At 68.3% G+C, this 26424-nt stretch carries 16 protein-coding genes and 3 pseudogenes; 9 read left to right on the plus strand and 10 right to left on the minus strand.

The window, feature by feature from the left end:
- Nucleotide 1 precedes the first annotated feature (1 nt).
- The gene (gene lanL / locus PV364_RS38005) at nt 2-2752 is read left to right on the plus strand and encodes a class IV lanthionine synthetase LanL (protein ID WP_319665498.1); all 2751 of its coding nucleotides are present in this window, start codon (nt 2-4) and stop codon (nt 2750-2752) included.
- A 231-nt stretch (nt 2753-2983) separates the two neighbouring features.
- Here lanL (PV364_RS38005) and PV364_RS41445 read toward each other — a convergent pair.
- The 5 genes and pseudogenes from PV364_RS41445 to lanL (PV364_RS38025) all read right to left on the minus strand — a co-directional run.
- Nucleotides 2984-3136, minus strand: a pseudogene (locus tag PV364_RS41445) (IS3 family transposase); the annotation flags it as partial.
- 36 nt (nt 3137-3172) lie between these two features.
- A complete protein-coding gene (locus tag PV364_RS38010) occupies nt 3173-3526 on the minus strand; it encodes an IS3 family transposase (protein WP_319665499.1) in 354 nt (117 codons plus the stop codon).
- 1521 nt (nt 3527-5047) lie between these two features.
- Nucleotides 5048-6655 carry an ABC transporter ATP-binding protein gene (locus PV364_RS38015; RefSeq protein WP_319665500.1) on the minus strand — a complete coding sequence of 536 codons (1608 nt, stop codon included), beginning with the start codon at nt 6653-6655 and terminating at the stop codon, nt 5048-5050.
- A gap of 158 nt (nt 6656-6813) precedes the next feature.
- A complete protein-coding gene (locus tag PV364_RS38020) occupies nt 6814-8580 on the minus strand; it encodes an ABC transporter ATP-binding protein (RefSeq protein ID WP_319665501.1) in 1767 nt (588 codons plus the stop codon).
- Between the two features lie 65 nt (nt 8581-8645).
- Nucleotides 8646-11345, minus strand: a complete 2700-nt coding sequence (lanL, locus tag PV364_RS38025; RefSeq protein WP_319665502.1) for a class IV lanthionine synthetase LanL — start codon at nt 11343-11345, stop codon at nt 8646-8648.
- Between the two features lie 809 nt (nt 11346-12154).
- Here lanL (PV364_RS38025) and PV364_RS38030 point away from each other — a divergent pair.
- Together PV364_RS38030 and PV364_RS38035 are read left to right on the plus strand one after the other, a co-directional pair.
- Nucleotides 12155-12430, plus strand: a pseudogene (locus tag PV364_RS38030) (transposase); the annotation flags it as partial.
- A 191-nt stretch (nt 12431-12621) separates the two neighbouring features.
- Nucleotides 12622-12855, plus strand: a complete 234-nt coding sequence (locus PV364_RS38035) for a hypothetical protein (RefSeq protein ID WP_319665503.1) — start codon at nt 12622-12624, stop codon at nt 12853-12855.
- Here PV364_RS38035 and PV364_RS38040 read toward each other — a convergent pair.
- Entirely contained in the window at nt 12820-13953 is a 1134-nt protein-coding gene (locus tag PV364_RS38040) for an IS630 family transposase (protein ID WP_319665504.1), read from the minus strand. The two genes, PV364_RS38035 and PV364_RS38040, sit on opposite strands and share 36 nt — an antisense overlap.
- Nucleotides 13954-14248: 295 nt before the next feature.
- On the opposite strand from PV364_RS38040, the pseudogene PV364_RS38045 reads away from it, so the two are divergent.
- Nucleotides 14249-14398, plus strand: a pseudogene (locus PV364_RS38045) (transposase); the annotation flags it as partial.
- A 182-nt stretch (nt 14399-14580) separates the two neighbouring features.
- Entirely contained in the window at nt 14581-14823 is a 243-nt protein-coding gene (locus PV364_RS38050; RefSeq protein ID WP_319665505.1) for a DUF5302 domain-containing protein, read from the plus strand.
- A 546-nt stretch (nt 14824-15369) separates the two neighbouring features.
- Here PV364_RS38050 and PV364_RS38055 read toward each other — a convergent pair.
- The 3 genes from PV364_RS38055 to PV364_RS38065 form a co-directional block, all read right to left on the minus strand.
- Nucleotides 15370-16470, minus strand: coding sequence for an AAA family ATPase (locus PV364_RS38055; protein ID WP_319665506.1), 1101 nt, complete (start codon nt 16468-16470; stop codon nt 15370-15372).
- Nucleotides 16467-17102 (minus strand): nicotinamide riboside transporter PnuC, encoded by a 636-nt coding sequence (gene pnuC / locus PV364_RS38060; protein WP_319665507.1) that lies wholly within the window; start codon nt 17100-17102, stop codon nt 16467-16469. Before pnuC ends, PV364_RS38055 begins: the two co-directional genes overlap by 4 nt.
- Nucleotides 17103-17175: 73 nt before the next feature.
- Nucleotides 17176-18153, minus strand: a complete 978-nt coding sequence (locus tag PV364_RS38065; RefSeq protein WP_319665508.1) for a helix-turn-helix domain-containing protein — start codon at nt 18151-18153, stop codon at nt 17176-17178.
- A gap of 187 nt (nt 18154-18340) precedes the next feature.
- Here PV364_RS38065 and PV364_RS38070 point away from each other — a divergent pair, with 187 nt between their 5' ends.
- From PV364_RS38070 to PV364_RS38085, 4 genes are all read left to right on the plus strand, one after another.
- Complete coding sequence (locus PV364_RS38070; protein WP_319665509.1) at nt 18341-22429, plus strand: S8 family serine peptidase; 4089 nt, start codon at nt 18341-18343, stop codon at nt 22427-22429.
- A gap of 434 nt (nt 22430-22863) precedes the next feature.
- On the plus strand, nt 22864-23283 hold the full coding sequence (locus PV364_RS38075; protein ID WP_319665510.1) for a hypothetical protein: 420 nt from the start codon (nt 22864-22866) through the stop codon (nt 23281-23283).
- Nucleotides 23284-23830: 547 nt separating this feature from the next.
- Nucleotides 23831-24067, plus strand: coding sequence for a hypothetical protein (locus tag PV364_RS38080; RefSeq protein ID WP_319665511.1), 237 nt, complete (start codon nt 23831-23833; stop codon nt 24065-24067).
- Between the two features lie 153 nt (nt 24068-24220).
- Nucleotides 24221-24838, plus strand: coding sequence for a hypothetical protein (locus PV364_RS38085; RefSeq protein WP_319665512.1), 618 nt, complete (start codon nt 24221-24223; stop codon nt 24836-24838).
- 202 nt (nt 24839-25040) lie between these two features.
- Here PV364_RS38085 and PV364_RS38090 read toward each other — a convergent pair whose 3' ends face one another.
- A complete protein-coding gene (locus tag PV364_RS38090; protein WP_319665513.1) occupies nt 25041-26201 on the minus strand; it encodes a DNA gyrase subunit B in 1161 nt (386 codons plus the stop codon).
- Nucleotides 26202-26424: the final 223 nt, after the last annotated feature.

The following is a 26424-nucleotide window of genomic DNA, read 5'->3' on the forward strand; positions in this document are numbered from 1 at the left end:
CATGGATTTGGGTACTATGCAAAATGATCAGGATGAATCGCAGCTTCGGGACCTTGCGCGAGACGCCTTCAGTGGGCGGAATTGGAATGCCATAGACGGGGAGTATTGGTATGAAGTATCGCCGCAGGGTCTGGGTGACCGTATTCAGGGATGGAAAATCCATCTGTCCGCAGTTCCGGATACAGCCTTGGAGGTTTTGCGCCGAACGATAGAAATCGTCACAGCCGAGTGTTGCGCTTTCAAGTTCGTGAGGTCAGTCGCCGACCTGCGGTCCTCTCTTTCTCGCAGCTTCGAAAGATCGGCAAGCGGGAAGTTCATTACAATATATCCAGCCAACGATGATAGATTTCGCGTCCTTGTTGGGCTGCTTGACGATGCCACCAGCCATCTGGCCGGTCCTCGAATATTGTCTGATCGCCGCCTGACGCCCACCAGCCTCGTCCATTATCGCTACGGCGGTTTCAGCCCCATCAGGAAACTGACGGACCTGGGGCAGGAGCAGGACATGCTGGTAGCTCCGGATGGTGGCCTTGTCCCGGATGAACGACTGCCGTACTTCACACCGCCCGCTTGGGCGGTGGACCCCATGGCACCGCCAGAAAAGAAAGTCACCAGAAATTCTGAATCAAAAGCACGTGACCGACGTCTCAACGGGCGTTATATCGTAACGGAAGCAATCCGCCACACCAATAGAGGGGGAATTTATCGGGCATTGGACACCGAAAATGACGTGAAGGTGATAATAAAGCAGGCGCGACCGCATGTGGATGTCAGCCAGGATGGCGACGCTCAAGTGTTGTTGCGCAATGAGGCTGCCGTACTCGCCCGTTTGCGTGAAGCAGGGATTTCTGCCCGGCTCATCGACCAGTTCTTCGTCGGTGAGGATATCTTCATTGTGCAGGAAGAGCTTCGAGGCGAGACCCTCGACGACTGGGTACTCCGTAACGCTTTGCGGGGAAGGAGTTTGAACCCCGCAGACGTCCTCGCATGCTGCCACAACCTCGTAGAACTCGTATCACGTATCCACGACGAGGGTGTGGCAATTATGGATTTCACGCCGTCGAACATTATCAGGTCCGACGACGGGAAACTGCTGCTCGTTGACCTCGAAGCGGCAGCTCCTATAGGGGAGGCTGCGAGCGCTCTGGCGACCCGCTCCTACAAAGCTCCGGAGCTCGGGGACCACAAAGGCATGCCGGCTGCCAACACATACGCCGACCTTTATAGCCTTGGCGCGATTATCTGTTTTCTGGTTCTCGAGCAAGAACCGTACCTTCCCCCCGACGGGGGATCAGGCCGCTCGGATGCTGAGCGACTGCACATGTGGCTTTCGGTCGCAGTTCGTGAAGGAATGGCTCTGGCCGGGAAACTTGCCCCTCTGATTCTTGGCCTCATGGACCCTGATCCCAAGGAGCGATGGGATCTTGAACAGGCATCCCACTTCCTTAGGAGTGGGTACGAAATCCATCGTCGAGGAGGAGATCTTTCGCCGGAAAACGAGGATCTTGACATCATACCCGGAACGCTCTTTCATCTGATTGCTGAGCAAAAGTCAAACGCCGTTGAAATGTGGCCTTCGGGTGCGACAGGACGCGGTCTTATCCCGGCGTCTGTCATGTATGGGGCCTCAGGAGTCGCGGCGACCCTACTTCGAGCGCATAAATCTGGCACCGCTGCGACTGGCGTGAAGCACGATCTGCTTGCCCAGGCCGTCGTGAGAGCCAACCGATGGTTTGATTTCCGTTTCGCCAGACTGGGCCAACGTGTCCTGCCAGGTCTATATGTCGGGCACGCGGGATTTGCCTGGGCGGCTTTCGATCTCGCAACCGCTGTGGGAGACGAAGTAAACAAGCATCGCGCGATTGAGCTCGCGAAATCCCTGCCCGTGAACTGGCACAATCCTGATGTGTTTCACGGGCTCGCCGGAGCTGGTTTGACACTTCTTCATCTATGGCAGGCAACAGGTGACGAAGAACTGGGGCGCAACGCCCGCTCATGCGCTGATGCGATCCTCGATGCCGCGATCGTCCGTGAACACGTCTACTGGCCGCTGCCCACTGGGCCCACGACCACGCACGGTCCCACATCGAAGAGCATGATCTACCAGGGCTTCGCCCATGGCACTGCAGGAGTGGGGAGTTTTTTGCTGCTCTCGGCACAGGTGTGGGGCGACTCAAGGTACCTTGAGTTCGCGATGAAAGCCGGGGCCGGTCTTGCCGCTAATGCGACCGTGGAATCCGATTGGAACGGTCGCGCGCTTGAGTCTTCCTGGTGGGATGTGGACCCGATGAAGCCAGGGGAGCGATATGCCAGCTGGTGCCAGGGTTCGGCTGGAATAGGTGGATTTTTCCTCCGGCTCTGGCAGCACTCAGGCGAAGCGGCTTACCGTGTACTAGCTGAACAGGCAGGTGCGGCGGTTCGTATGTCTGCACGGCATTCCGGTGGCGGCATCTGCCACGGGCTTGCGGGCGCCGGCCACTTCCTTCTGGATCTCGCGGATGCCTTGCAAGAGCCCCGATACCGAAAATGGTCCCACGATGTAGCAGACTGGTTGACAGCGCGCCATTCTCGTGTGGATCATATGCCGATCGCAGGAATCGAGCCGCTTGGCCGCGATACGAAGAGTCTTGATTTTGCATCCGGAAGCGCGGGAGATCTCGATTTTCTTCTCCGCCTGAGATTCGGTGGCGGTGCGCCGTGGATGCCGGTCCTCGATGGCGAACCGCCCACGGCCTCTGACGCCCTGGGCTAGTCGTGCTTGGTCAGGTTGGTATTGGGGCGGCTTTCCGGGTCGGCCTGAACGCGCGGGGGTGGTGATGAAGTGGGCCAACGCCTGTCGGTTACCCTCCTGGCCCAACCGAGATGCCCAGGAGGCCTCAACTTCGGACGCACCCCCCGGTCCGCTGCCTGCTGACGACGTACCATCCCACACCTCCATGCGTACGAGGTGTTGCGACGACCGGTTGAATCCGCCCTCCGATCCGCGATCGGAATGCGCGATGCATCCGGGCTGGAGCCGACCGCGTCCCGCGGCCGTCGTCAGCGCGTCGACGACCAGGGAGGCGCGGTGGTGGTCGGCCAACGAGTAGCCGACGATCTCGCGGGTGGCCAGGTCCAGCCAGGTCGCCAGATACAGCCAGCCCTCGTCTCGTCGGTGGGGAGGTAGGTGATGTCACCGACCAGTTTCCGGCCCGGGGCCGTCGGCCGTGAAGTCGCGGCCGATCAGGTCCGCGGCGGGCACCGCCTCCTTCGCCGGGCGGGTCAGCGACCGGCGCTTGCGCCGGGTGACCCCGGCGATGTCGCGCTCACGCATGATGCGCTCCACTCGCTTGCGGTTGACCCGCCGGTCCAGCCTGCGCAACTCGGCATGGATTCGCGGCACCCCGTAGGTGCACCGGGAGGCGATGTGCAAGACGGTGATCTCGTGGGCCAGGGCGTCGTCGGCGGCCCGGCGGGCGGCGCGGGCCTGCTCGCCGGCCGACCAGGCGTAAAAGCAGGACCGGGCCACTTTCAGCAGCCGGCGCAACAGAGCAACGTTGTGGGTGGCTGGTTTACGACGGTGTGATGAGTCCGGGCGGGCGAGGCCGACCGCAACGAATGGCGCACGTATTCCCAAAAGTGACGCTGAAATTCAATACTTCGCGATTGCTTGCCTGGCATCTTAGGCGGTGCTCACGTAAGGCGTTGAGTTGGACATGTTGCCGCGGAATAGTTTGTCGTCCTCGCCCGCCTGGGCCGCGAGAAACCACACAACTTCTCAAGCAGGCGCCCCAGCGGGGGGTGTGCCATGATTTCTCTGTTCTCGCGCAAAGCGACGCGACCCACGATGCCTTGTCAAAAATTTGAGTGATCGCCCATGGTGTATGCGTTCTCGGTGCCGACTGCCGTGCTGCCGTGCTGCCGTGCTGCCGTGCTGCCGGCAAGGAGAGCTCACCGTAACCGCTTTTCGTGGCCAAGCCGAGGGAACGACAGCAGTCAGGGTGTCCGAAAATTCGGCCGCCAATCCCTCGTCTGGCCATCGTATTTCAATAAGGGGAACAATGGGACTTTTGAGCAAGGTTCGTCTGAGCACCGTCACGGCTTCGGCAGTGGCTCTTGCGGGCGCACTCGTATTGGGGATTCCGACAACCGCATCCGCATCCGAAGTTTCTCCCGGTACGCTGCGGCTCTGCTCTGGGAAGAATTTTGACACCATTTACTGGATCAACGGGACGTCAGCGGCTTACATCGTCCTGCACAACGCCCCCTGCACGAGCCTGAAGGGAAATTCTGTGGTCACCGTCGATGCCCGTGTGTTCGACCACGATTCCCGCTACATTGCCTCTGCAGTGGTGAACATGGGTCAGGGAGCTGGACTGCAAACCGGAGGCACTCTCGGCTCTCCTTACCTCTGGTCATTCTAAGCCTGGTGTAACCTTGCCGGTTCACCTGACCCGCTGATCTTGGATTCTTCCTGAGGCAGCAGGGCGGCCGTTCCTCACGCTTCGAAGTGCCGAGCAACGTCGCGTGAAGTAACGGCCGCTGGTGAAGAGTCTGGCTCCCGAAAGGTCCCGTAGACGCCGGCTGAGCGTGCTGTCCCACTTTCGTGTCAAGTTCTACGGCTGCCTGTACATAAGGCGAACGCGTTCTTCGAGCGTCACCGACGCAGTGCCGTGCGCGGACAGTCCGTTGACATCGCTGCTCGACGTGGCCGTCGAAGATGTGCAGCGAGCCCGGCACCTCTCTGATCGCCCCCGCTTGACACAGAGAGGTGCCGTTCAATGGACAGACCCAATGCCGGTGGTGTTCTGAAGGCTTTTTGTGTACCTCTAGACGGCCAGCCTCCCGTGAGGTGCGGCTGGTGTACTGGGTCCCTGGTCCGGGTCATTGAAGTCCGCCACGGCGCCGTATGTCGCCTGCCGCGGCAACTGACGCGGCAGCACCCGCAAATGCCGGGCTGCCGGGCGCCAACGGAGCCAGCGCCTTTCCAACTGGCTCATTCAAGAGCCGGAGTTCGGACCAGCGACCTGACGGGCCCCCGGGCAGAAGGGCTGAGCGCCCGAGGGTCTCAGTTTCCCACGTCCACCGTGCCTTCTACGGTACGCGGGAGGACCTGGGCAGGTCCGTGTGCGACCTGCGCCGCGTACTCCACTGAGTTCGACAGGAGTTCCGCGTGGCGCGCGTATAGTGCGCGCCCGTTGTGCAGAAACAGCACACGATCCGAGCGCTCCGCCGTGCTGACACGGTGAGCGATGACGACCAGGACACCGCCACGATCCGCGAAGGCTTGCTCCGCCCGAGCCTCGGCTTGCGGATCGAGGCTGCTGGTAGCCTCGTCGAGCACCACCACCGCCGCCGGGGTGAGGTGGACACGGACCAGCGCGACCCATTGCCTCTCGGCCGCGGACAGGTCGTGCCGGGATATCTGTGCGTCGAGTCCGCCCCTGGACCTGAAGGCTTCCGTCGCACCGATCTCGGCCGCCGCGGCCTGGATCTGCTCGTCAGTCGCCTTCGGTGCGAAGAGGCACACATTCTCTCGGAGGGTGCCACGGAAGACGTACGACTCCTGCGGCACTAGGGCGACAGCGCGGTGAACGCCATCGGTGTCAGCAGCGGGCAGCGGGATGCCGCCGAGACTTACCGTGCCCTCGGTAGGGGGGAGCAGCCCGGTCAACAGCCAGGCCAGGGAGGACTTGCCCACGCCGCTCGGGCCTACGACTGCCATCCGCTCGCCCGGGTTCAGGCGCAGGTCAAGGTCCCGAACCACCCAGTCGGCGGCGTGCCCGTACCGGAAGGACACTGATTCGGCTGCGAGGCCGGGCAACGGTGGTATCCGCGCCCCGTCCTTCCTCTCCGGAACGGTGTGACCACTCGTGGAGTGGTGGAGACGCCGGTGGGCCGCAAGGAATGGCGCCAAGGCGCTGCCACCGGATTGCACCAATCCCCGGATCGCCGGGACGAGACCGGTCAGCAGGTAGGTGACAGTGCCGGCCAGTTCGCCCGTGGACAGCCCGTGCCCATCAGGTTGGTACGGGGTGAGGGCAAGGAGGACGACGACGGGCAGATAGCCGCCCACGCCGACTGTGAAGCCCCGGACCAACCCGGTGCGTGCCAATGCTTCGAGAGCGCGGGCCTGTTGGTCCACGGCCGAGTGGAGCTCACGTCGCGCCCGGTCTTGTGCGCCGAGGGCGAGGATGTCGCGGAAGGCGTGCAGGGAGCCGCTGACCCGTCGAGACAGATCCTCGTCGGCGGTGAGCGCGGCAGAGTTCGCGGTCACCAGTGCGCCAAGTTGCCAGGCGAGGCCGCCCAATGCGGCGGCTACACACGGGACCACCACGACCAGGGTTTCGGGAGCCAGGACTGACAGGCCGATGAGCGTGCCGAAGAGCAGTACGGCGGCGTCGAGGCCGACGGCCAACAGAGCCCCCAGCCGGCGGCGCACCGACTCCACCTGGGAGACCAGTTTGGCGGCGGCTGCGTTCCCCGGCGCTCCCGCCCGCAGCGGGGCCGTGACGAGGCTGGTCGTGACGACCCGATGGGTCAGCCGTTCTCGCGTGAGTTCCGACAGGCGTCCCGTACGGCCGACCGATAGGCGGTTCGCCAAGGCGCCGAGGAGCAGTCCGAGTGCCTGAAGGCCCATCCAACCAAGGACCGCGTTCGGGCTGCCGCCGGTCACGACGGTGTCGGTGGCTTTGGCGAGGGCGTATCCCGACAGAGCGGCAGGACCGCTCTCCAAGAGCAGTAGCACGGCCAGGGCTGCGACGCCCCGGGCAGGGAACGAATCCCGTGGTGTGCGCGAACCGCGCCCACGCGTGTTGCCGTGACCATCACGCTTCATGATGCCGTCTTCCCGCACCCGGCGGCGAGTGTCGGCGCGGTCATGAAGACCGCGCAGTAGTCCGGCTCGGCCAGAAGGGTGTCGTGGCGGCCGACTGCGCGGACCCGCCCGCCGTCGAGCCAGATCACGACATCCACCTCCGCCGCGTCCGGGCGACGGGTGGCCAGCAGACGCATGGAGTCCTCCGTGCCTTGCGCCGTCGCCCGCAGCACAGCGGACTCGCTGACGGCGTCGAGGCTGGAGGTGGCGTGGTCGAACACGGTGAGACGGCGGCCGTGGAACAGCGCTCGGGCGATACCGAGGCGCTGCATCTCCCCGCCGGACAGTGCGAGTTCGTCGAGCGGGGTGTCGAACCCCTGCGGAAGGCGTTCGATGATGTGGCGGACGCGTGCGGCCTCGACGGCCATGTTGAGATCGTCCAGGTCGGTGAGGCCGTTCTCGGTCTGGGCCTGGCCGTAACCGAGTGCCTGCCCGAGGGTCTCCCCCACCAGCTGCGGATGTTCGAAGGCCACGGAGACGTCACCAGGCCGCACGGGCGTCCCGTCCAACGTGACCGTCCCTTGGTCCGGGACCAGTAGTCCGGCGGCAACGCGCGCGAGGACTGACGTTTCGTGCGCCGACACACCGACGATCGCCGCCGTGCTTCCCGGCGCCAGCTGGGCATCGACACCGTCCAGAACCGTCCGGCCGTTCTCGGTGACGCGAACGCCTCGCATCTCCAGGCCTGCACGGACCTCCACGTCGCGCGACGCATGGACTGGGCTGGGGACGGGCAGATCGAGCACCTCACGAACCCGCCCGGCACTGACCAGCAGCGCGGTAACGGCGGCGAGATCGGTGGTCTGCGCCGCGAAGGGGATGCCCACTCTCACATAGGCAACTGCCGCGACCACCTGACCGGCCGTCAAAATACCCTGGGCGCCCGCGATCGCCGCGGTGGCCAGGACTGCGATCTGTGCGGCGCCGATGAAGAGAGCCGACCGCCGCCCCACCCGACCGCCGATGCGCCACATGGCCAGACCGGCCGCCCGCTGCTCCGGCAGGCTCGCCAGGATGCGATCTGTCTCCTCGCTGGTCCTGCCGCTCGAACGGATCGTGCGAACGCCTACGAGCGCGTCGTCCAGTGCCTCGACGACCGCCGACTGGTGTTGCTGATAGGAGATGAGTACCGGGGTCAGGCGGCTCCCCACGTGTGTCTGCACGGGCACGCTGACGGCCAGGACAGCAAACAGGACGAGAGCGAGCGCCCAGTGGATGAGCGTGAGAGACACCAGCACATACAACACCGCCGCCACGGCGATAGCAGACCCGATCAGTTCGTAGCTTGCGTCCGCGACGTCCTGTGCGGGTCCACTCAGCCGCGCGCCGACGTCGCCGACCGAGAGACGGCGCAACGCGGGCAGTCCGGACTGCAGCACGCTGTCGATCATGGCGTGGCGCAGTCGGCGCAACGACTCGGCGCGGGCACGGCTGCGTGCCCAGCTGGCGGTTGCGGTAGCGGCACCACCTGCCACGACAAGGAGACCAAGGAGCATGAGACAACTCCACAGTTCCTCGTGGGATGCAGCCACGGCCCGGTCCACGGCGGTACCGACGACGGCCGGTACCAGCAATCCGCTCACGGCGCTCACCACGGAGGCAACGGCGGCCGCAAGGTTCCACGCCCAAGCTTGCCGTGCGGTGTCCAAGAGGAGACGCGCGGCCGCCGGGGCGCCGCTGGGGACATCGGTAAATGCAGTCCGCAGCGGTCTGGTGAGCCACATGGGTCCAGAGACCTTTCATCGATGCAGGCCGGCCGAACAAGCGGTGCGGCGCTGCAAAACATTGTTCAGGTGAGGTGCGGGGTCCACGGACGACCGCCGCCGTGCAACAGACGAAGCAGAAAGGAGGCACTGCCGGCTGCTCCGGAAGCATGCGAGTGGTCAGCACCCGACTCGCCGAACGCGACGAGATGCCGGTCACCCTTGTGGACAGCCTGAGCCGAGACGACAGCCGCGCAGTGCTCGGCCCAAGAGAGGTAGGGCCCATTGGACTTGAGCTCGGCCATGTCCAGGAGGAAGTGGCCCTGCCCCGCAAGTCCATGACACGCGCCGGCTGGGGCAAACGGCACCCCATACGCGACCGCAGCGGCGGCCTGGTCGGCTGTGGTCAAAAAGCGGTCGTCCCTCGTTTCTTCCCATAGTCGCGCCATGAATGTGCCCACTCCCGAGGAGCCGTGGCACCAGTACTCACTGACGGCAGCGATGTGTGGGCCCGCGGGCCACCATGCTGCCTCGGCCTCCACCGACGTTTCCGGCCCCGTGGGAACCCGCACGGTCCGCGTGACAGACGCGCGCAAGAGTGCCTCGCCCGCTCGCAGTGCCGCAGCGAGAAGCTCCGGCTCCTCCAGTTCGCGTGCCACATCGGCCAGGAAGGTGCCGATACCCGCTGCACCATGCGCGAAGCCGTAATAGGTCCTGCGGCCGTCCTCGGCACTCGATGACGGCACAGGCCACAACTGCTCGCCGTCCATGGGCAGCAGACCAGCCAAAACCCGGGCGATCGACCCGGCCCGGTCCAGGAGTACGCGCTCACCCGAGCGCGTCCCGAGGTGAAGCAGGGTCATCCCGGTGCCAGCGAGCCCGTCCATGGCGTCTGGGTTCGGCCACCTGGTCGGGAGATGCAGGGCAAGGTCCAGGGCCCGTTCCCGGGTGATGGTGTCCCCGCACGCATCGGCCACCTCGTACGCAGCCCAGGACAGCCCGGCGTGACCGGAGTACAGGCCGGGAACCAGCCGTGTCTCAGGCTCGACCCCCATGGAGCGGTCGAACCAACGGCTGATGCCGGGCAAGGCGTCGAAGAGAGCGCGCGACAGGTCGCTGTCGTCTTCGTTGAGTAGCGTCGCCGCTCTGGCCACCAGTGTCGCGGGGCCGGACGAGCCGACGTGGACGGTTCGCGGGTCGCGGCCGCGTTGCGCCGGGTCGGCCGCCCACAGCCACCGCTCCTGGGGCGCCGCTGTCCTCGCCAAGTAGCGCAAAGTGTCGCTGAGGAGAGCGCCGGGCGCAGGCAGCAGCAGGGAGGTGGACGAGGAGCGGGACCGTTGCAGGGTGGCCGGCGTGTCGTTTGACGCGCGGCACAATTCCTCCTGAGCACGGTCGAGTGACAAGCGTTCGGCCGGATCGCTTCGTAGGAGTCCCTGGATTACGTCCAGCAGGGTGGAGGCGCCCGACCGCCCCGCGAGAGCGACTCGCAGCCGGCGGATCAGTCGGTCCCCGTCGGCTTCGCCGTCATCCGAGGCAGCCGGCGCGGGGTCCTGCCGCAGACAGAGGAAGGCCAGGATGCCTCCGACTGAGTAGGCATCCAGGGCAGACCCTGCCAGGACCTGCCCTTCCTTGCCGCAGCGTTCAGGTGCTGCGTAGCCGGGGGTGCGCAGACCAGGCACGGGCTGGCCGAAAGGGGTGGCGGTCTCCAGGTCCACCAATCGCAACCCACCGTCAGGAAGGACCATCAGATTGCTGGGGCTGAGATCCACGAGACAGTACGCCTCGGCGTGCACACGCGCGACCAGCGAGCACAGGGCAACGCCCAGGGCGCGGATTTGGCCGAACGTGAACTCCTCTCCGAAATCCCGCAGTTCAGCCACCCTGCGTTCGAGGTCCATGCCGTCGACGGACTCCGTGACGAGGAAACGGTCACCGCTCGCCTCGAAGCAGTCCACGGGGTGCGGGACGGGCACCTCGGGTCTGAGCGCCCGCAGGACACTGGCCTCGCTGATCAGAGCGTCGCGCGCATCCCGTCCGGTTCCGTCCGGCTCGATATGCGACCGTGCCTGTTTGACCACGACGCGCTGGTTGGTTTCCTGATCGATCGCGCGGAACACTCCGCCGCGGTTGGTATGGCGGATCGCACCAGTGATCCGGTACCTTCCGGCCAGCAATGGTTCGCCGCTCCCGGCGGACTCCTCGGCACCCTCCTCGACGGGGAAGGGATCGGCGGCCCACCACGGCGGCTCGAACCAAGCGTGGCGTGGGTCGGGTACCAGACTGCCGTCCGGTGCCACCAGGACTTCCTCGTAACCGCCGCCGGCGTCGGCCAGCGTGCGCGTAACCGTGAAACGCCCGTAGCGGTAGTGGACCAGGCTCTCTGAGTGGAACCGGCGATCGGACAGGATACGTGGTCCGCTCAGACCGACGGTCGCCTCGTGGAGGGCCTGGACGGCTTCGCGGAAGGAACCACTGGCCGGGTACGCGGTGATGAATTTCCCGCTGGTCGCGCGATCGACCGACCGTCCCAGATCGCGCCGGACGGAGTCCTCGTCAGGAAGGTGCTTGAAAGGTATCCCGCGTTCGACGAGAAGCGCTGCAACGCGGTCCAGGACCGTGGCCGCATCCCGGGGAACGCTGGAGATGTGGATTTTCCATCCTTGCGGCGGCATCTGGTGACCGACCGGGGCGAGAAAATGCCAGTCGGATGTCAGCGTGCAGAGCCAGGCATCCTCACGTAGGTGTGCGCGGCTCACCCGCACGAGATCAGGCGTGGCGTCGATCATGAGCGAGGGTGGTTCCTTACGGGTATTGCGCGCCGTGGGCAGACCGGCAGAGGGTTTTTCTGCGGATACAGGTGTGCCGGCGAGCAAGCCCGCCGGCACACCGCAGAATCTCAGAGAGTCCAGCGGGTGAAGATGCTCATGTTCTTGTCGCCGCAGAGAGCGGCGGACACTCGCTCGGCGTCCATCTTGTCGAGCGCGCTGAGGAGATTCATGGCAGTTCCTTTCATCACGAATACTTTCAACGTCGAGGTGTGCTGTCCACGGACCCGGGACACCAACGAGTGGCGGCGTTCACAGAGTGAGGGCACGACTCATTGCCGCGGCGCACTAAATGCCCATGAGGTGCGTGGCCGGAAGCCGGCACCCCCCTCGACGCGTCTAGTAACCATAGGTGGTCATCCCATCTATGGAATAGAACTCTGACGCCAGTTCACCGCCCTTGCGAGCGGAGTCGCCTGCAACCGGGCCGTGTGGCGACAGCAGTGCCGCCCATCGACGATGCCGACCGGCGCCCCACACCCGACCAGGTCCTGCCGCCTCCCCAGGTCTCGCCCACACTCCCTCGGTCAGGTCCGCGACATGGACCGGTTCTGGGGGCAATGCGGTCCGGGACAGACCAGCTGCCCGTCCAGGAGGTTCACCGGGGGGCACCGCTGGGTCCGGCGGGATCGAGACAGTAGCCCTGAGGCCCTGTCGGGAGTGTCTGATAAACGGCGGACTGTCGATCATGGAGTCGCCAAGTAACTGAGATGACGATCGAGCACGAGTCCGTGGCTGATCCGCCCACGTCGGACGGGCAGTTGATCGCGATGCTGGTCGACCGGGCTCGGAGCGAGGGCCTGCAGTTGACGGGCGAGGGCGGACTGCTGCAGCAGTGGACCAAGAGGATGCTGGAGTCTGCCCTGGAAGGCGAGATCACGGACCACCTCGGTTACGAGAAGCACGACGCGGCCGGCCGGAACACCGGCAACAGCCGTAACGGGACCCGGTCCAAGACCGTGCTGACCGATGTCGGACCGGTCGAGGTCAGGGTGCCCCGTGACGTGGAGGGCAGCTTCGAGCCGCAGATCGTGCGCAAGCGGCAGTCTGAGCCGGCACAGTCGCGGGCTCTACTGCCGTATCAGGCAACGTTCGCCATGCTGTTGCTGGGCTGGACACTGCCATACTCGGCGCTATGGGGAGAGCTTCGAGTCGCACCCGATCGTGGGGACCCGGTGATCTGACCGGTGGGCTGGTCGATCAGGTTTTCGCGGAGGTGCGTCACACCGTGCCCGGGTTGATCATCGAACGTCTGGCGGTCGCGCACGCCAATGATGACGACAACGTGTACTACCTGGGTGATGCGGCCATCCTGGATCGCGTCCAGCTCGATACCGGCCCGGATGGTCAGCCGCCCTTCCTGGTTGAGGCCGATGATCGGGTGGTGACCTCAGATGTCGCAGAGGCAGTCGCGGCTGCTTCGCGGGGGCTGGGTTCAGGCGACGTTGATTTTGGCGACGATCTGACGTAGGCGGTTGTCGTTGGCGTGGCGGTTCCGCCAGATGATGTAGCGGCGGATCATGCTGCCCTGTTCTTTGTGGCTGTCGTGGTCGGTGCCGTCGAGGGTGAAGTAGCGCAGGGCGGTGAACTGGGCTTCGATGCGGTTGAGCCAGGAAGAGTTGGTCGGGGTGTAGGCGAGCTCGACGTTGTTCGCCTCGGCCCAGTCCGCGACTCGGCGGCAGCGCTTGGTGGTCAGGTGCGGTGAGTAGTTGTCGCAGACGATAGCGATGCGCTTCTCGGCCGGGTAGAGGCTGCGTAGGTAGCGGCAGAACTCCAGGAACTTCGAGCGGTTCTTGGTCGTCTTGATGTGCCCGTAAAGCTTGTCCTTGCCCAGGTCGTAGGCGGCGAACAGGTGCCTGACCCCGTGTAGTCGGGTGTAGTTTGCTCGTCGCCTCGGCCTGGGACCGCGCTCGGGGTCTTTGTGTGTGCCGCCGCGCTCGGCCCATTGCCGTCCGGGGTGGGGCTGCAGGTTGAGCGGCCCGAACTCATCAACGCAGAAGATGACGGTGGGCTCGCCGTCCTCGGCTATGACCTCGCCGTCGGCGATCGCGTAGAGGTGCTCGACCCGGGCCTTCTTGGCCTCGTAGTCGGGGTCGCGGGAGGTCTTCCAGGTCTTCACGCATTGAAACGAGACGCCCTCCTCGCGGAGCAGAACCCGAAGGCCCTCGTGGCTGATGTCGTCGACCACCCCCTCGGCGACCAGGAAGTCGGTCAGCTTGGCCAGGCTCCAGGTCGAGAACGGCAGGCTGTGCTCGGCCGGCTTGGACTTGGCGATCTTCTTGATCTCGCGGCGCTCGGGCAGGGTGAAGGTCCTCGGGCGTCCGCCTTTGTACTTCGGGTAAAACGCCTCGAAGCCGTCGTTGTTGAAGTCGTGGATCACATCCCGGACCCGGTCCGGGCTGGTGAACGTCACCTCGGCAATCTTCGTCACCGGCATGCCCTGCGCGGACAGCAGTAACATCTGTGCGCGCCGCCAGGTCACCACTGAGCCGGTCCCTCTGCGGATGATTCGCAGCAGGCGTCGGCCCTCGTCATCATCAATCTCACGAACCCGTACGCGTTCGGCCACCCGCACAGCGTGGCGGCCCGCGACTGCCGCAGCGATCACCCAGGCGGCGCGTCACATCACAAGAGGGCAAACGTTGCCTGACGCGGCACTACCTTCCGCTTCCGGCGTTCGCTACCGCGCAAGCTGGTTCTGGCGCTTGCCGCGTCGGTGGCCGTCGCGATCCTCGTGGGGACAGAAGTCGTGCTCTGGTGGTGGTGATGGGGCGTCTTCGGGGCGAAGACTGGCCGTTCACCCCCGCGAGGCAACTCGCGCGCTGCGGTCCGGCGACCTGGTGTGGTCGCCGGACCGCGGGGCCTTCGTCTGGGTCGACGCGCTGACCCAGAAGGTCCGCGAGGACGGCCGCATCATCAACGTCGCCGCGCTGGTCGCGGTGGGTGTCAACGCCGACGGACACCGCGAGGTCCTCGGCCTGGACGCCGCCACCGCCGAGGACGGCGCCGGCTGGCCGGCGTCACCGGCACCCCGGCGCGCAGATCCAGTCCGGCACTCTGGCCCAGTACCCCACGGCGGACGAGCACGCATGACAGCTCGCGCCGCCGGTAGCTTGCGACGCCGGCCGCGTGGCACCCCGCACGGTCCCCCGCATGACAAGCTGTGCTTCCCACTGCCCAAGTCCAGGAGGTCACCATGACTGCAGCGTCTCCATCGCAAGAAGGTTCCGAGCCGGCCAACACCGAGCGCCCCGCCCTGACGCCCGACGAGGACGGTCAGTATGACCTGAAGGCCAAGTTCCGGGAGGCCCTGGCGCGCAAACGCGGCATGCAAGCGGAGGCCACCGCCCTCGCTGCGAACACCGACGCGTCGAAGGCCCGCGGCGCGCACGGCCCGGCTGCCAGCCAGCGGTCGTTCCGACGCAAAAGCGGCGGCTGAGAGGTCGTTCTCGGTGGCGTTACAGCCACCGGATCTTCACCAGCGCGCCCACCACCTGAGTCCACCCGGCGGCGGGTGCTGCGTACCCCTGCTGGTTGCGGGTCAGGTGCCGGTGTCACTGCTGGTGCCGTCGTGGGGCATGGCCAGCGCTGCTGTGTGAGTGCGGATGCGGCGGTATTTCTGCTCGGTGGTGTGCCCGTCCCACTGGGCCCACGGGTCGCCGGCTGGAACCGGCTGGACGTGGTCGAACAGAGACAGGTCGCCGGGCTGGTCGAAGCCGACCAGGAGGGTGAGCTCGGCGATGATCTCGTCGGTCAGCGGCCGTGCCAGGAGATCGCATCACAGCGGCGCCGGTACCCGCCGCTCCCTGGCGCAGACCGGGACACCACACGGCCGCGTCGACCCAACAGCCGGACGCACGGATCTCGCGGCGTCCCTGCGTCAGTTCCGCAGCGTCGTTCCTTGACGACGCCCGATGTCCCACGCCGCGCGGCGCCGGACCGTGGAACAGCTCACCTTCGTCCGCCCCGGGCGACATGAGGGTCACTACGGCACGTCGGGCCGCCCCCGCTCCGGGAGCGGGGCGGCGAACTGCCAGCCGGGGGTGAGGAGCGCGTCGACGGCGGACACTGCTGTGCGCAGGCGGTCCTCGTGCGGGCCGGTCAGCAGCACGTGCGGGAGGGCCCTGCGGGTCAGTTCCTCGTGGAAGCGGGTCGTCATCCAGGTGCGGAGGTGCTCGCCATCGCGGAGGCCGTCGTCCTCGAAGGGGACGCCCGCGTCGTCCGTAAGGAGCCAGAGGTGGTGGCGGGCGCGGGCCGCGATGGATTCGACCTGGGGGTTGGGGGTGCCCATGTAGCGCTCGTGCCAGATCGTGGTGGCCAGGGGGTCCGTGTCGCAGAACAGGACGGGGGAGCCGGCGCGTGCTGCCGCGTTCTCGTCCGCGAGTTGGTGTTCGGCGATCACCCCGAAGTCGGGCGAGGTCCACGTGACTTCGTCGAATGTGGCCTCCGGGCGGACCGCCAGGAGCTCTGCGTACTTCTCCTCGCTGTACGCCCGGCCGTACTCCGGCACCCACCGCGTCGCCGCCCACGCCCCGCCCCGCGCCCGGTAGTGCTCCGCCAGCGCCTCCGCCATCGTCGTCGTGCCCGTCGACTCCGCCCCCACCACGACCACCCTGCGGGTCAGCCCAGCCCGCACCGGGGCCGCCAAGTACGGCCAGCAGCCCACGGGGTCCCTGCGGACGGCCGTGCCCGAGACCGGATAGGTCGTGCGGGCGACGTCGACCGTCACCGGCGTCGCGCCGAAGCGGCGGCCGAGTTCCTCGCCGTACGGCTCCGAGGTGAAAACGGCGTCCACCAGGTCGGGTACCGCCGCCCGGAAGATGGCCATGTGGGCGTCCCACACCGCGGGGTCGGTGACGTCGACGGGGATGTCGTCGACCGCCCCCACGACCTCGATGCCCACCTCCGGGTGCTCCTCGCGCATCCACGCCACCCGGTCCGCGAGCGGGATCGACTCCACCGCGGAGGCGCACACCAGCACCGTGAGCCGGCGGCATCGCGCGGCGGCGGTGCGGACCAGGTGGTGGTGGCCCGCGTGCGGCGGGTAGAACTTGCCCAGCACCAGCCCGTGGTCGAACTCGCTCATGCCAGCGCCTCCTTACGGGCAGCCCCGGCCTCGCTCAGCCACGCGCGCAGTCCGACCGCGCACAGCAGCAGGAAGCCCGCGTAGAGCAGCGAGGTGAGGTAGAGGCCCTTGTACGCGTACAGCGGGATGTAGACGACGTCCGCGGCGATCCACAGGTACCAGGACTCGATCTTCTTCCGGCACTGGCCGTACGTGGCGGCCAGCGACAGCGCCGTGGTGAGCGCGTCCCAGAACGGCACCGTGGAGTCGGTGGCCCGGTCGAGCAGCACGGTCAGGCCCGCGGTGGCGAGCACCGTCGCGGTGGCCAGGATGCGCCAGGTGCGGGCGTCTGTGCGGCTGACGGCGAGATGCCCCGACGCCCCGGCGATCCAGGACCACCATCCGTACACCGCCAGCGCCACGTACACGACCTGCAGGGCCGCGTCCGCGTACAGCCCGGCACCCGCGAAGAGCAGGATGAAGAAGAGGTTGTTCCCGATGCCGACCGGCCAGTTGGCGATGTGCCTTCGGGCCACGAGCCATACGCAGAGCGCTCCGCTGCCGAAGCCCAGCACCTCCACCCAGCTGACGGGCGTGTCCAGCAGGGTGAACAGGGGCTCCTGAAGCGGGGCGAGTATGTCCGCGAGAACCACGCGGTGACCTCCTAAATGTCACCCTGACGATAATCCCCCTGGAGTGCCGGGACAAGCGACTTTTCCCCGCCGCTCAGAGCCACCCCCGCCGGGCCGCCGCCAGCCCCGTCTGGAAGCGGGTGGCCGCCCCGAGTTCCGTCATCAGGCGGTGGATGCGCCGCTGCGTGGTCCGGGCGCTCCAGCCCTGGGTGCGGGCGATCGCCGCGTCCGTGAGCCCCGAGGCCAGCAGGCTGACCAGGGCCAGGGTCTCGGCGTCCGGCTGACCCGCTTCCGCAGGAGTCGGCCCAGCCGCCTCCCCCAGCGGGATCGCCCGCTCCCACTGCGCCTCGAAGAGCGCCTGCAGCGCCACCAGCATCGGCGACGGATGGATCAGATACGCCGCGGACTGGCCGCCCGGAGCCAGACTGAACGGGATGATCGCCGCACGGCTGTCGCTGATCACCAGCTTCAACGGCAACTCCGGCCGCATCCGGGCCTGTTCCCCCGCCCGAATGCTCGGCATGATGTCGTCCTGCAGCCTGCCGGGCCACGCCACCGCCTCGCGGTCGTAGATCACCCGGTGGGTCACCCCGGTCCGCTGCCGCTCCAGCTGGCCGTCCAGATTGCTGCCGGGCCGGTCGACGTACGGAGGGCGGTCGAAGGCGCACACCTCACGGCGCGCCCCCGTCGTCAGCCGGTGCACGGCCTTGCTGATGTCGTCGCGGTCCGTCAGCAGTTCCGCGGCCATGTCCGGGTGGCTGATCCTGGCCGCCTCCCGGTGCGTCTCGACCAGCCGCTGCACCAGTGCCCGCGCGTCGCCGAGCTGCTGCTCCCGCTCGTGGATCAGCGCGCCGACCGCGACATCGGGAGCCGCGGCCGAGAACCTCGGCGGCCGCCCCGCGCTGCGCACCGCCAGGCCGTCCCTGACCAGGCCGGACAGCAGCTTCCCCGCCGCGGGCGCGGCCAGGCCGCACGCGTCCGCGACCTCCGCCGCCGTGCACCGCGGCATCCCCACCAGCGCCGTATATACGCGCTCCGCCTCCGCCGTGAACCCCAGTACGGTAAATTCCATGCCTTCTCCCACACCTCCGTGGCACCAACCGGCCACCTGGCGGAGGTAGGCCACCTTTCCCACCTTGCGTCTCGTCCGCCGCACTTGACATCTTCCAGCAACGAGCGCGCTGCCCCGCGTTGAGGTGGGCGTCAGCGCGCCGCGGTGTGTCCCCCCGCACACCCTCGCCCCGCTGAAAAGGTGTCCCATGTCGCGTGCCCATCCGCACGGCAGACGGCGGCTCGGTGCCGTGTCCGTCACGTCCGTCGTGTTCCTGGCCCTCACCGCCGCACTCCCGGCCTCCGCCGCTCCCGGTCCCGGTCCCGCGGTCGGCGGCTCCGTCCCGTCCCTCGACGGCACCTCGCCGCAGAAGGCGCCGCCCGCCCAGCGCGCCGGCGTCGTCCCGGGCCAGGTGCTGGTGACTCTCTCCCCCCAGACCGCCGTGACCGGCCGCAAGCTGCCGGGCAACCGGGCCCAGGCCCACGCGCCCGGGACCAGCAGCGCCGCCGTGAACGAGAAGCTGAACGCGGTCGGGGCCACCTCGCTCCAGCCGCTCCTCCCCTCCCTGTCGGCCGCGGCCACCGAGTCGATGACCACATCGGCCCGCACGCGGCTGGGCGCCGACGCCGCCGACCTGTCGCGCACCTACGTCGTACGCACCGGGAACCGCGACTCCGCCGCCGTCGCCCGCACCCTCCAGGGCACGCCGGGGATCGCGAGCGCGGAACCGAACCGCTACGTGAACACCATGAACACCGGCGGGCAGCAACTGCCCACCACCGCAAGGGCGTCCGCGAAGCGCACTCCCGCGACCGCTCCCACGCCCGCGGCCTCCCCCGTCCCCGCCAACTTCGCCCTCACCGACTCCGCCCAGGCCTTCCTCAACGCCGGCGGGGTCAACGCGGTGGGCGCCTTCGACATCCTCCAGGGCCGCTACGGGCAGCAGCCCGGCGCCGGCCGCACCATCACCAACGTCTCCGTCGGCGACCTCACGGACCAGGCGATGGCCGACGCCGGTGACGCCTACGTGCAGAACCACGGCCCGACCACCGTGCTCCAGGACGGTCAGCGCTACCTCGACCTCCCCTCCATGCCGCTGATCCCCGCCTACGTCGCCGCTCCCGACGGGAGCCTCAGCGGCACGGCGTCCACCGAGGACCAGGACCCCGCACTCGGCGAAGTCCTCCTCGACTTCAGCGTCATGGCGCCCCTGGCCCACGACCGGCAGCGCCCCGGCCGGACCGGCAGCGACTACACCGACCTGCTCGGTGTCGCCCCCGGTGCCGACTACCGCCTCGTCGTCCCGCAGCAGCCGACGATGGACCAGATCGCGACCGCGCTGCTGGCCGCCGCCCACCAGTCGCCCAAGCCGGACGTCATCACCGCCAGCCTCGGCTTCGGCACCGACGCCCAGGGCTTCCCGGGCCGCTACCTGGAGGACGACCCGTACATCCGGTCCGTCGTCGCCTCGATCGTCCAGAAGGACCACGTCGTGGTGGTGATCTCCTCCAACGACGGAACCCGCCTCTACACCCCCGCCGCCGTCGGCCCCGACGGCGGCAGCACGCCCACCGACACCGCGAAGAGCGACAAGTCGGCCACCGACATCAACGACGTGGCCTACTCCACCACCCCGTCACACGTCCCCGACAGCGGCGCGATAGCCGCCGGCGGCACCACCCTGGACGACACCCTCGCCTCCCGGACCGGGCCCGCCACCACCGCCGAGACCCGGATCAGCGGCTTCGGCACCTTCTCCTCCGGCTTCGGCACCCGCATCGACCTCTCGGCGCCCAGCGACAACATCGTCGCCTTCACCCACACCGAGCGGGGCGACGCGCAGTCCGTCACCCCCGTCCTCAACGGCGGTACGTCCGCGTCCGCACCCGAGATCGCCGCGGCCGCCGCCGTGGTGCTCCAGGCCGCCGGCATTGCCGGGCACCACCTGACCCCCGCACAGGTACGGGACGTCCTGCAGCGCACCGGCCGGGCCGTGCCCACCCCGGCGCAGATCGACCGTGAGCTCAACGTCGGCCGGCAGATCGACGTCACCGCCGCCGTCGAGGACGTCCTCGGGCACCGCGCGAGCGGGACCGCGGCCGTACGGCTGTCGGTCGCCCACCGGGTCACCGCCGGCGCGCTGGGCGGGCAGTTCCTGGAGACCACCGACCCGAACCGCATCGACCTCGGCGACATGGCCTCCGGCGGCAACGGCATGGGCCTGGTGGGCCCGGTCACCTTCGCCGGCGACGTCACCGGCCTCCCGCGCGGTTCGAGCCCCACGTACACGCTCACCGTGGGCACGAAGACCTGGCGCTCCTCCGGCCCGGCGATCCGGGTGACGCCGACCGAACTGCTCGGCGCCGCCGGGCTCCCGGTGGTCTCCGCCTCCGACCGCACGATCACCGTCACCTACCGCGTCCTGACCGGCGGCCGGACCCAGGCCACCGTGCGACGCGTCCTCACCGTCGGTCCGAGCGACGGCCGTTACGTGGAGGGGCCCGCGCCCAAGGCGCCCGCGGTGGTGAAGGCCGGCCACGCGGTCACCGTCAGCTACGACCTGTCCGGCGTCGCCACGACCAGCGACCCGCAGCTCGTCGTGTCCACCGTCGGCCACTGGAACCCCGCCCTCGCGCCCCTGTTCAGCGCCGCCTGGCACCAGCCCCTGACCGCCCCTTCCGGCACGGTCACCATCCCCGCCGACGCGTTCGGCGCCGGAGGCGGCCTCTACGGCATCGGCATCGCCCAGTCCGGCTTCGGCGGCAACCCGAGCCAGACCGGTTACGGGGAGTTCGCGCCCGTCCGCGTCGACGGCGGTACCGCAAGCCAGCGCCCGCAGGCACCGCTGGTCACCGGGCTGGACGGCGTCCCCGCCCACAGCACCCAGGTCACCCGCGCCAAGGCCGGCTTCTCCGTGCGCTACGACGTACGCGACGTGCCGGGTGCGAAGTACGCGCAGGTGGAGTTCGCGGCGCCCGCCCCGACGCTCCACGACTCGCTGAACACCTTCACCAACGCCAACGGCACGGCCCTCGACGGCGACGGCGTCGACGCGCCCTCCACCGCCCACCGCGTCCTGCCCGCCACCAAGGGCAGCGTCGACCTCGACGCCCTGCGGCTGGGCCTGTCCACGTCCACGGTCTACGGCGTGCGCGTCATGGCCCTCGACAGCAAGCACCGGGTCGTCGGCCAGGCCTCCCCCGTCTCCACCCTCGAAGTGGACGACGGCCTCGCCCCGGACGGAAGCACGGTGCTGTCCTTCGCCGCCGCGGGCGACGACTCGGTCGCCGCGCTGCGGACCGTCTCCGGCGCCACCGAGGTCCGGCACTACTCGACCAGGACCGGCCGCTACGGCCCGGTCATCGCGTCGGACAGCGGCGACGGTTCGGAGTACGAGGTCATCGGCGTGGCACCCGCCACGCACCGGGCCCTTGTCGTGCACCAGGCGACGCCGGACGGCGACGTGCTGGTGGAGACCTGGGACACCGCCCGCGACACCCTCGTCGGGCGCACCACGCTCGCCGCGGCCGACTACCGGTTCGTCGTCGGACGCGTCGACGCCGCCCGCTCCCGCGGCGCGGTGCTGCTGCGGGCCGTCGCCGACAACAGCGACCTGGTGCTGCCCGTCGACCTGAAGCACGGCACCACCGACGCCCCCGTCCCGGCCGACCTGCCGGGCGTCGCCAAGGGCTCGTACAGCCTGCTCGACATCGACTCCTCCACCGGCGACGTCTACCTGGCCAAGGGCGCTCCCATCGCCCTGTGCCTGGGCGGCGTCCAGATCCCGCGGGTGAACACCGCGACCCGCAGCGTCACGCTGGTGGGGACCATGTCCGGTTGCAGCAACGGCTTCTCCTCCGACGACGCCGGCACGCTCTACAACCTGTCGGCCACCTCGCCCAGCACCAAGATCGTGCCGACCAGCGTCCTCGGCTCGCTCGACGTGGCGACCGGCGAGACGGACGACCCGGTGGCCGTACGGCGCGGCCCCGCCACGGGGATGGCGGTGGACGGCGCCAACGGGCTCGCGGTGGCGGCGTTCACCGCGCCGGAGGGCACCAGCTACGCGGGCTCCGGCACGGCCGTCGTCGCGGACAACAACGCCACCGGCCAGCTGCTGGTCATCGACGTCACGACCGGGGAGGTGGTGAAGACGCTGACCGGGTTCCAGATCACGGGACACGGCGGTCCCCTGGTCCACGGCGGTGTGATGAACTCCGTCCAGCTGGACCCGGCGACCCGCACCGGCTGGACGTACGGGGCGTACGACGAGCAGATCCGCCAGTTCTCCTACTGAGCGCGAGCGCGCACTGAGGTCCGGGGGCGGGAAGCGATCGGCGCTTCCCGCCCCCGTGGCACGCCCGCCCGCGCCTTTACCGAATCACAACCATGGACACAGGCTCCTGTGCAACCCTCCGCAGTACCGCGGGAGTAGTGGAAGGCGAGCGGTGTGCCGGCCGAACGGCGGCAGCGGCTCCACGCCGGCTGTGCCGACCGAGGAGGAGACTCGAGTTGTCCGGATTCAGAAGTGCATCGATAGCGGCCGCGCTACTGGGCTGCGCCCTGGTGCTCTCGGGGTGCACAGACTCCTCCGGGTCCGGGTCCGACTCCGCCACGGGCACGACCACTTCGCCCTCCCCGGAGGCCTCCGCCCCGGCGGACTCCCCCACCGAGGCGCCTCCTTCGGCCTCGTCCTCCGCCACGACACCGGCGCCGTCGCACAGCCCCACCGTGTCGGCCAAGGCCACGGCCAAGACCCCGTCCAAGGCCCCGCAGGCGCCCGTCTCCGTCCCCGGCTGCCGCAATCTGTCCGCCGGCAGCGAGGTCAAGGCGGCGGTGACGCGGGCCTACACGCGCAGCTACCCCCGCTTCGTCCACATCGCGCCCGCGCCCCACCGGTTCTTCTACGGCCAGTGCGGCACCGTCCGCTACGCCGCCACCCCGTTCGACCCCACCTCCGGCGCGAACGAGGGTGAGCTCGTGGGCCTGCAGGACGAGGGCGGCGCCATGAAGTACTTCCGCGCCGGCTCCGGGGCCGACTGGACGTACCTCACCAGCGACGGCTTCCCCGCGGGCCCGCACGGCTGCGCCGACATCCCGCAGATCCCCCGGGCCCTGGCCACCGCCTGGCGGAACTGCGCCGTCGGGTAAGGGCATTGCTGCGGCCACCGACGCACGCGCACGCGGATTCGAGGGGTGCGCGGGCGTCGGGATGATCCGGCCGATTCCGCTGCAACAGAACCCGGCCCTGTCCCCTGGTGCGAGTGGCAACGGCCGGGGTCAGCCAAAAAGACCACCCATATCCCAGGGGCACCCGACCGGGGCGCCGTACGGGACAAGATCCGGCGAACCGGATGTGGTCGTGGTCTCACGGACAATGACAGCAAGCCGGCGAAGTAAAGGCAATACCTTTGCGGTGCGATGCCACTCGAAGAATGGCCGTAAAATACCCGTTCTGTAATTGACCATGGTGCCGAACTGGCCCTGTGCGTCGATTGCTCGGGCCGCCACGTCGCGTGATTGTCCGGATCCCGCCCACCCTGCCGTCGTACGCGACATCACATGCACATACCGAGTGGACCGGACCCCGGCGCCCCTTCACGCTACCCATGGAGGCCCCTCACCGCCGGGCTGCAACCCACGGTGACATCCCCGGGGCCGCCGAGCGAGTGGCAACGAGCATGGGAGGTCCCCCAGCGTGCCGCAGGACACGCGCACTGACGATTCGCCCACCGAAGAATCCATACCGAGACGTCGCGGTATTCGGCTGCCCACAGCGGTCGTTGTCATCCTGGCCGCGCTGGCGCTGGGCATCACGCTCGCGTCCCGCATCCGGATCGACATCCACATAGCGGCACCGACACTGCCGGCCCTCATCGCGGCGGAATTGATCCGGCGGCTCGTCCGCTCCTTCATTTACCCCAAGGACCGGTGAGCGCCGAAAGCACCGAACCGGCGCAGCGGCCACACCCGTTGCGCCGGCTGCGGGCGTACGCGTCCCCGGTTGCGAGCCGGGCGGCTCACGTATGCGCGGACCGTGGATCCGGGGCGGACGAAATCAGTTGACGCGGTCGGCAGAATGCCACGCATGGGTACAGACATCAGCGGCTTCCTCGAATACCGGGCGCCACAGGACGATCAGGAGCCGCCCTGGCGCACCGCACACGACCTCGGCTCCCTTTACGGGGGCCGTGACTACGATGCGTTCGGTTGTCTCTTCGGGGTCCGCAACTACGCGAACTTCCGTCCCTTGGCCGCATGCCGGGGTCTGCCCGCCGACACCTCGGCCACCGTGAGTGCGCGGTTCGCTCAGCTGACCGAGTGGTACGGCGAGGACGGCTTTCACGGCACCACATGGATCACCTGGGCCGAGGTGAAGGCGGTCGACTGGGACGAGCGAGCGGAGAAGCCCGACAGCCGGATTCATGAGTACCGCCAGACGTCGAACGGGCTCAGGATGACGGGCAAGGCCTCTTGGAGCCCTGCATTCGCCGAGGCTGTCGGTCTGCAAAGAGGCGAAGACCGGGAGTGGCCCGAAGGAAGCGAGTGGCTCATCGGGGAGACGGTCTACAGATCCGTCACCCTCCGCCGCAGGGACGCCGTCATCGAAACCGGCGAGTGGCAATCCGTCTGGGATGCCATGAAAACACTCGCGGCACAGCACGGTGACGACAATGTTCGCCTCGTCGTGTGGTTCGACGACTGACCAGGACGTCCGGGACCGCGCATCACCGGGCGCCCCCTGGACCGTCCCAGGGGATCGTCGTCCGGCTCGCCTGCCGGACCCCTGTTGAGGGGCGCCCAGCGGACCGTGGCCGCCGGTATGCGGCGCGCGGCGGCCTCGCGCGTCCGGGCGCCCGGCGGAAGCTGGACGAGAACGCGCGCCGCCGGCCGAGAAGGCCCGCGGCTCAACTCCTGGAGCCGTTCTGAAGGAACCGTGCGACGACGGCCGCGGCCTGCTCCGGGTGCTCTTCCAGCCACCTGCCGAGGTGCTCGCGGACGGCCTCCCCGACGCAGGCGGACACTGCCGTGTTGCCCAGCACGCTGCGGGTGGCTCCCTCGAACTCGAGACGGTCCAGCTTCACCGACACGACCGCCGTCAGGCCCTCGCAGATCCGCTCGACGCCGAGGTCGGTTTCCGCCGCGGACAACAGTCGCTGCTTTCGTGCGTAGGCGTTGAGCGCGGCCGCCGCGCCGTCGCGGAATCCGGACACATGTGCGCCGCCACCATGGGTGGGGCAACTGTTGGCGAAGCTGCGCAGCCGTTCTTCGCGCGAGGCGCACCACCGCAGGGCGACCTCCGCGCGCCCCTGCATCCGCTCGTCCTCCCACTCGAAGGCGATGACGTCGGGGTGTACGGGCGTGCGCGCCGGCGCGTCGAGGAAGGCGACGAAGTCCCGCGCCCCGCCCGGGAACCGGAACCGTACCGACCGGGGCTCGCCCGGAAGGCGCGTGTCGGTCATGGAGATGGCCAGGCGCCGGTTCAGGAAGGCCAGTTCCCTGAAGCGCTCCTCCAGCACCGCGAACGAGCACTCCACGGTCTCGAAGATGTCGGGATCGGGCCGGAAGGTGAGGGTGGTCCCGCTGCCGTCCGCCGCCCCCACGGCGGTGGGCGGGGCGGCCGCGACTCCGCGCGTGTACTCCTGGACCCAGCGGGTCCCATCGCGCCGGACCTCGGCCGTCAGACGGCTCGACAGGGCGTTGGTGACGTAGGGCCCCAATCCGACCATGTCCAGGTACGCGAGGTCGCGGCCGCGGGCCTGCCCCCCGGAGTGCGCGCTGGTCAGCAGTGCTTCGAGGCCGAAGCCGTCTTCGTCGGCCTCGACAGGGACCCCCGGCCCGTCGTCGGCGACGCTCACGCCGCCGTCCGGGGCGAGCGTGACATCGACGGAGGTGGCACGGCCGGCCAGGACCTCGTTCACCGGCCAGCCCACCACCTCGTACACGGCACGGTGCAGGCCCCGTTCACCGGTCGAGCCGACGTACATCCCGGGCCGCTTCCGAATGCCCTCCCACGCGTGCAGCACCGTGATGTGGCTTTCGTCGTAGCTCGTGATTTCCTCGCTCACAATGTCCCCCTGCGACCGTGTCCAGAAGTGCCGCCCAGCCTAGGCGAATCACGGGAAAGGGCCAGCTCAGGGCCGGTTCGAGGAAAGCGCGGACGGGCGGGTGAGCACCTTCCCGCGTCCCGTTGACCCAAGGAGTCACGGGAGGCGGTGAGATGGGGACCGGACCCCGGCCGAGGCCGCACACGGCCCCTTCGCGGGCTCCGCCGAGGCCTCCGATTTCGCC

It is taken from the genome of Streptomyces sp. MI02-7b (assembly GCF_033793585.1).
Taxonomy (GTDB): Bacteria; Actinomycetota; Actinomycetes; order Streptomycetales; family Streptomycetaceae; genus Actinacidiphila.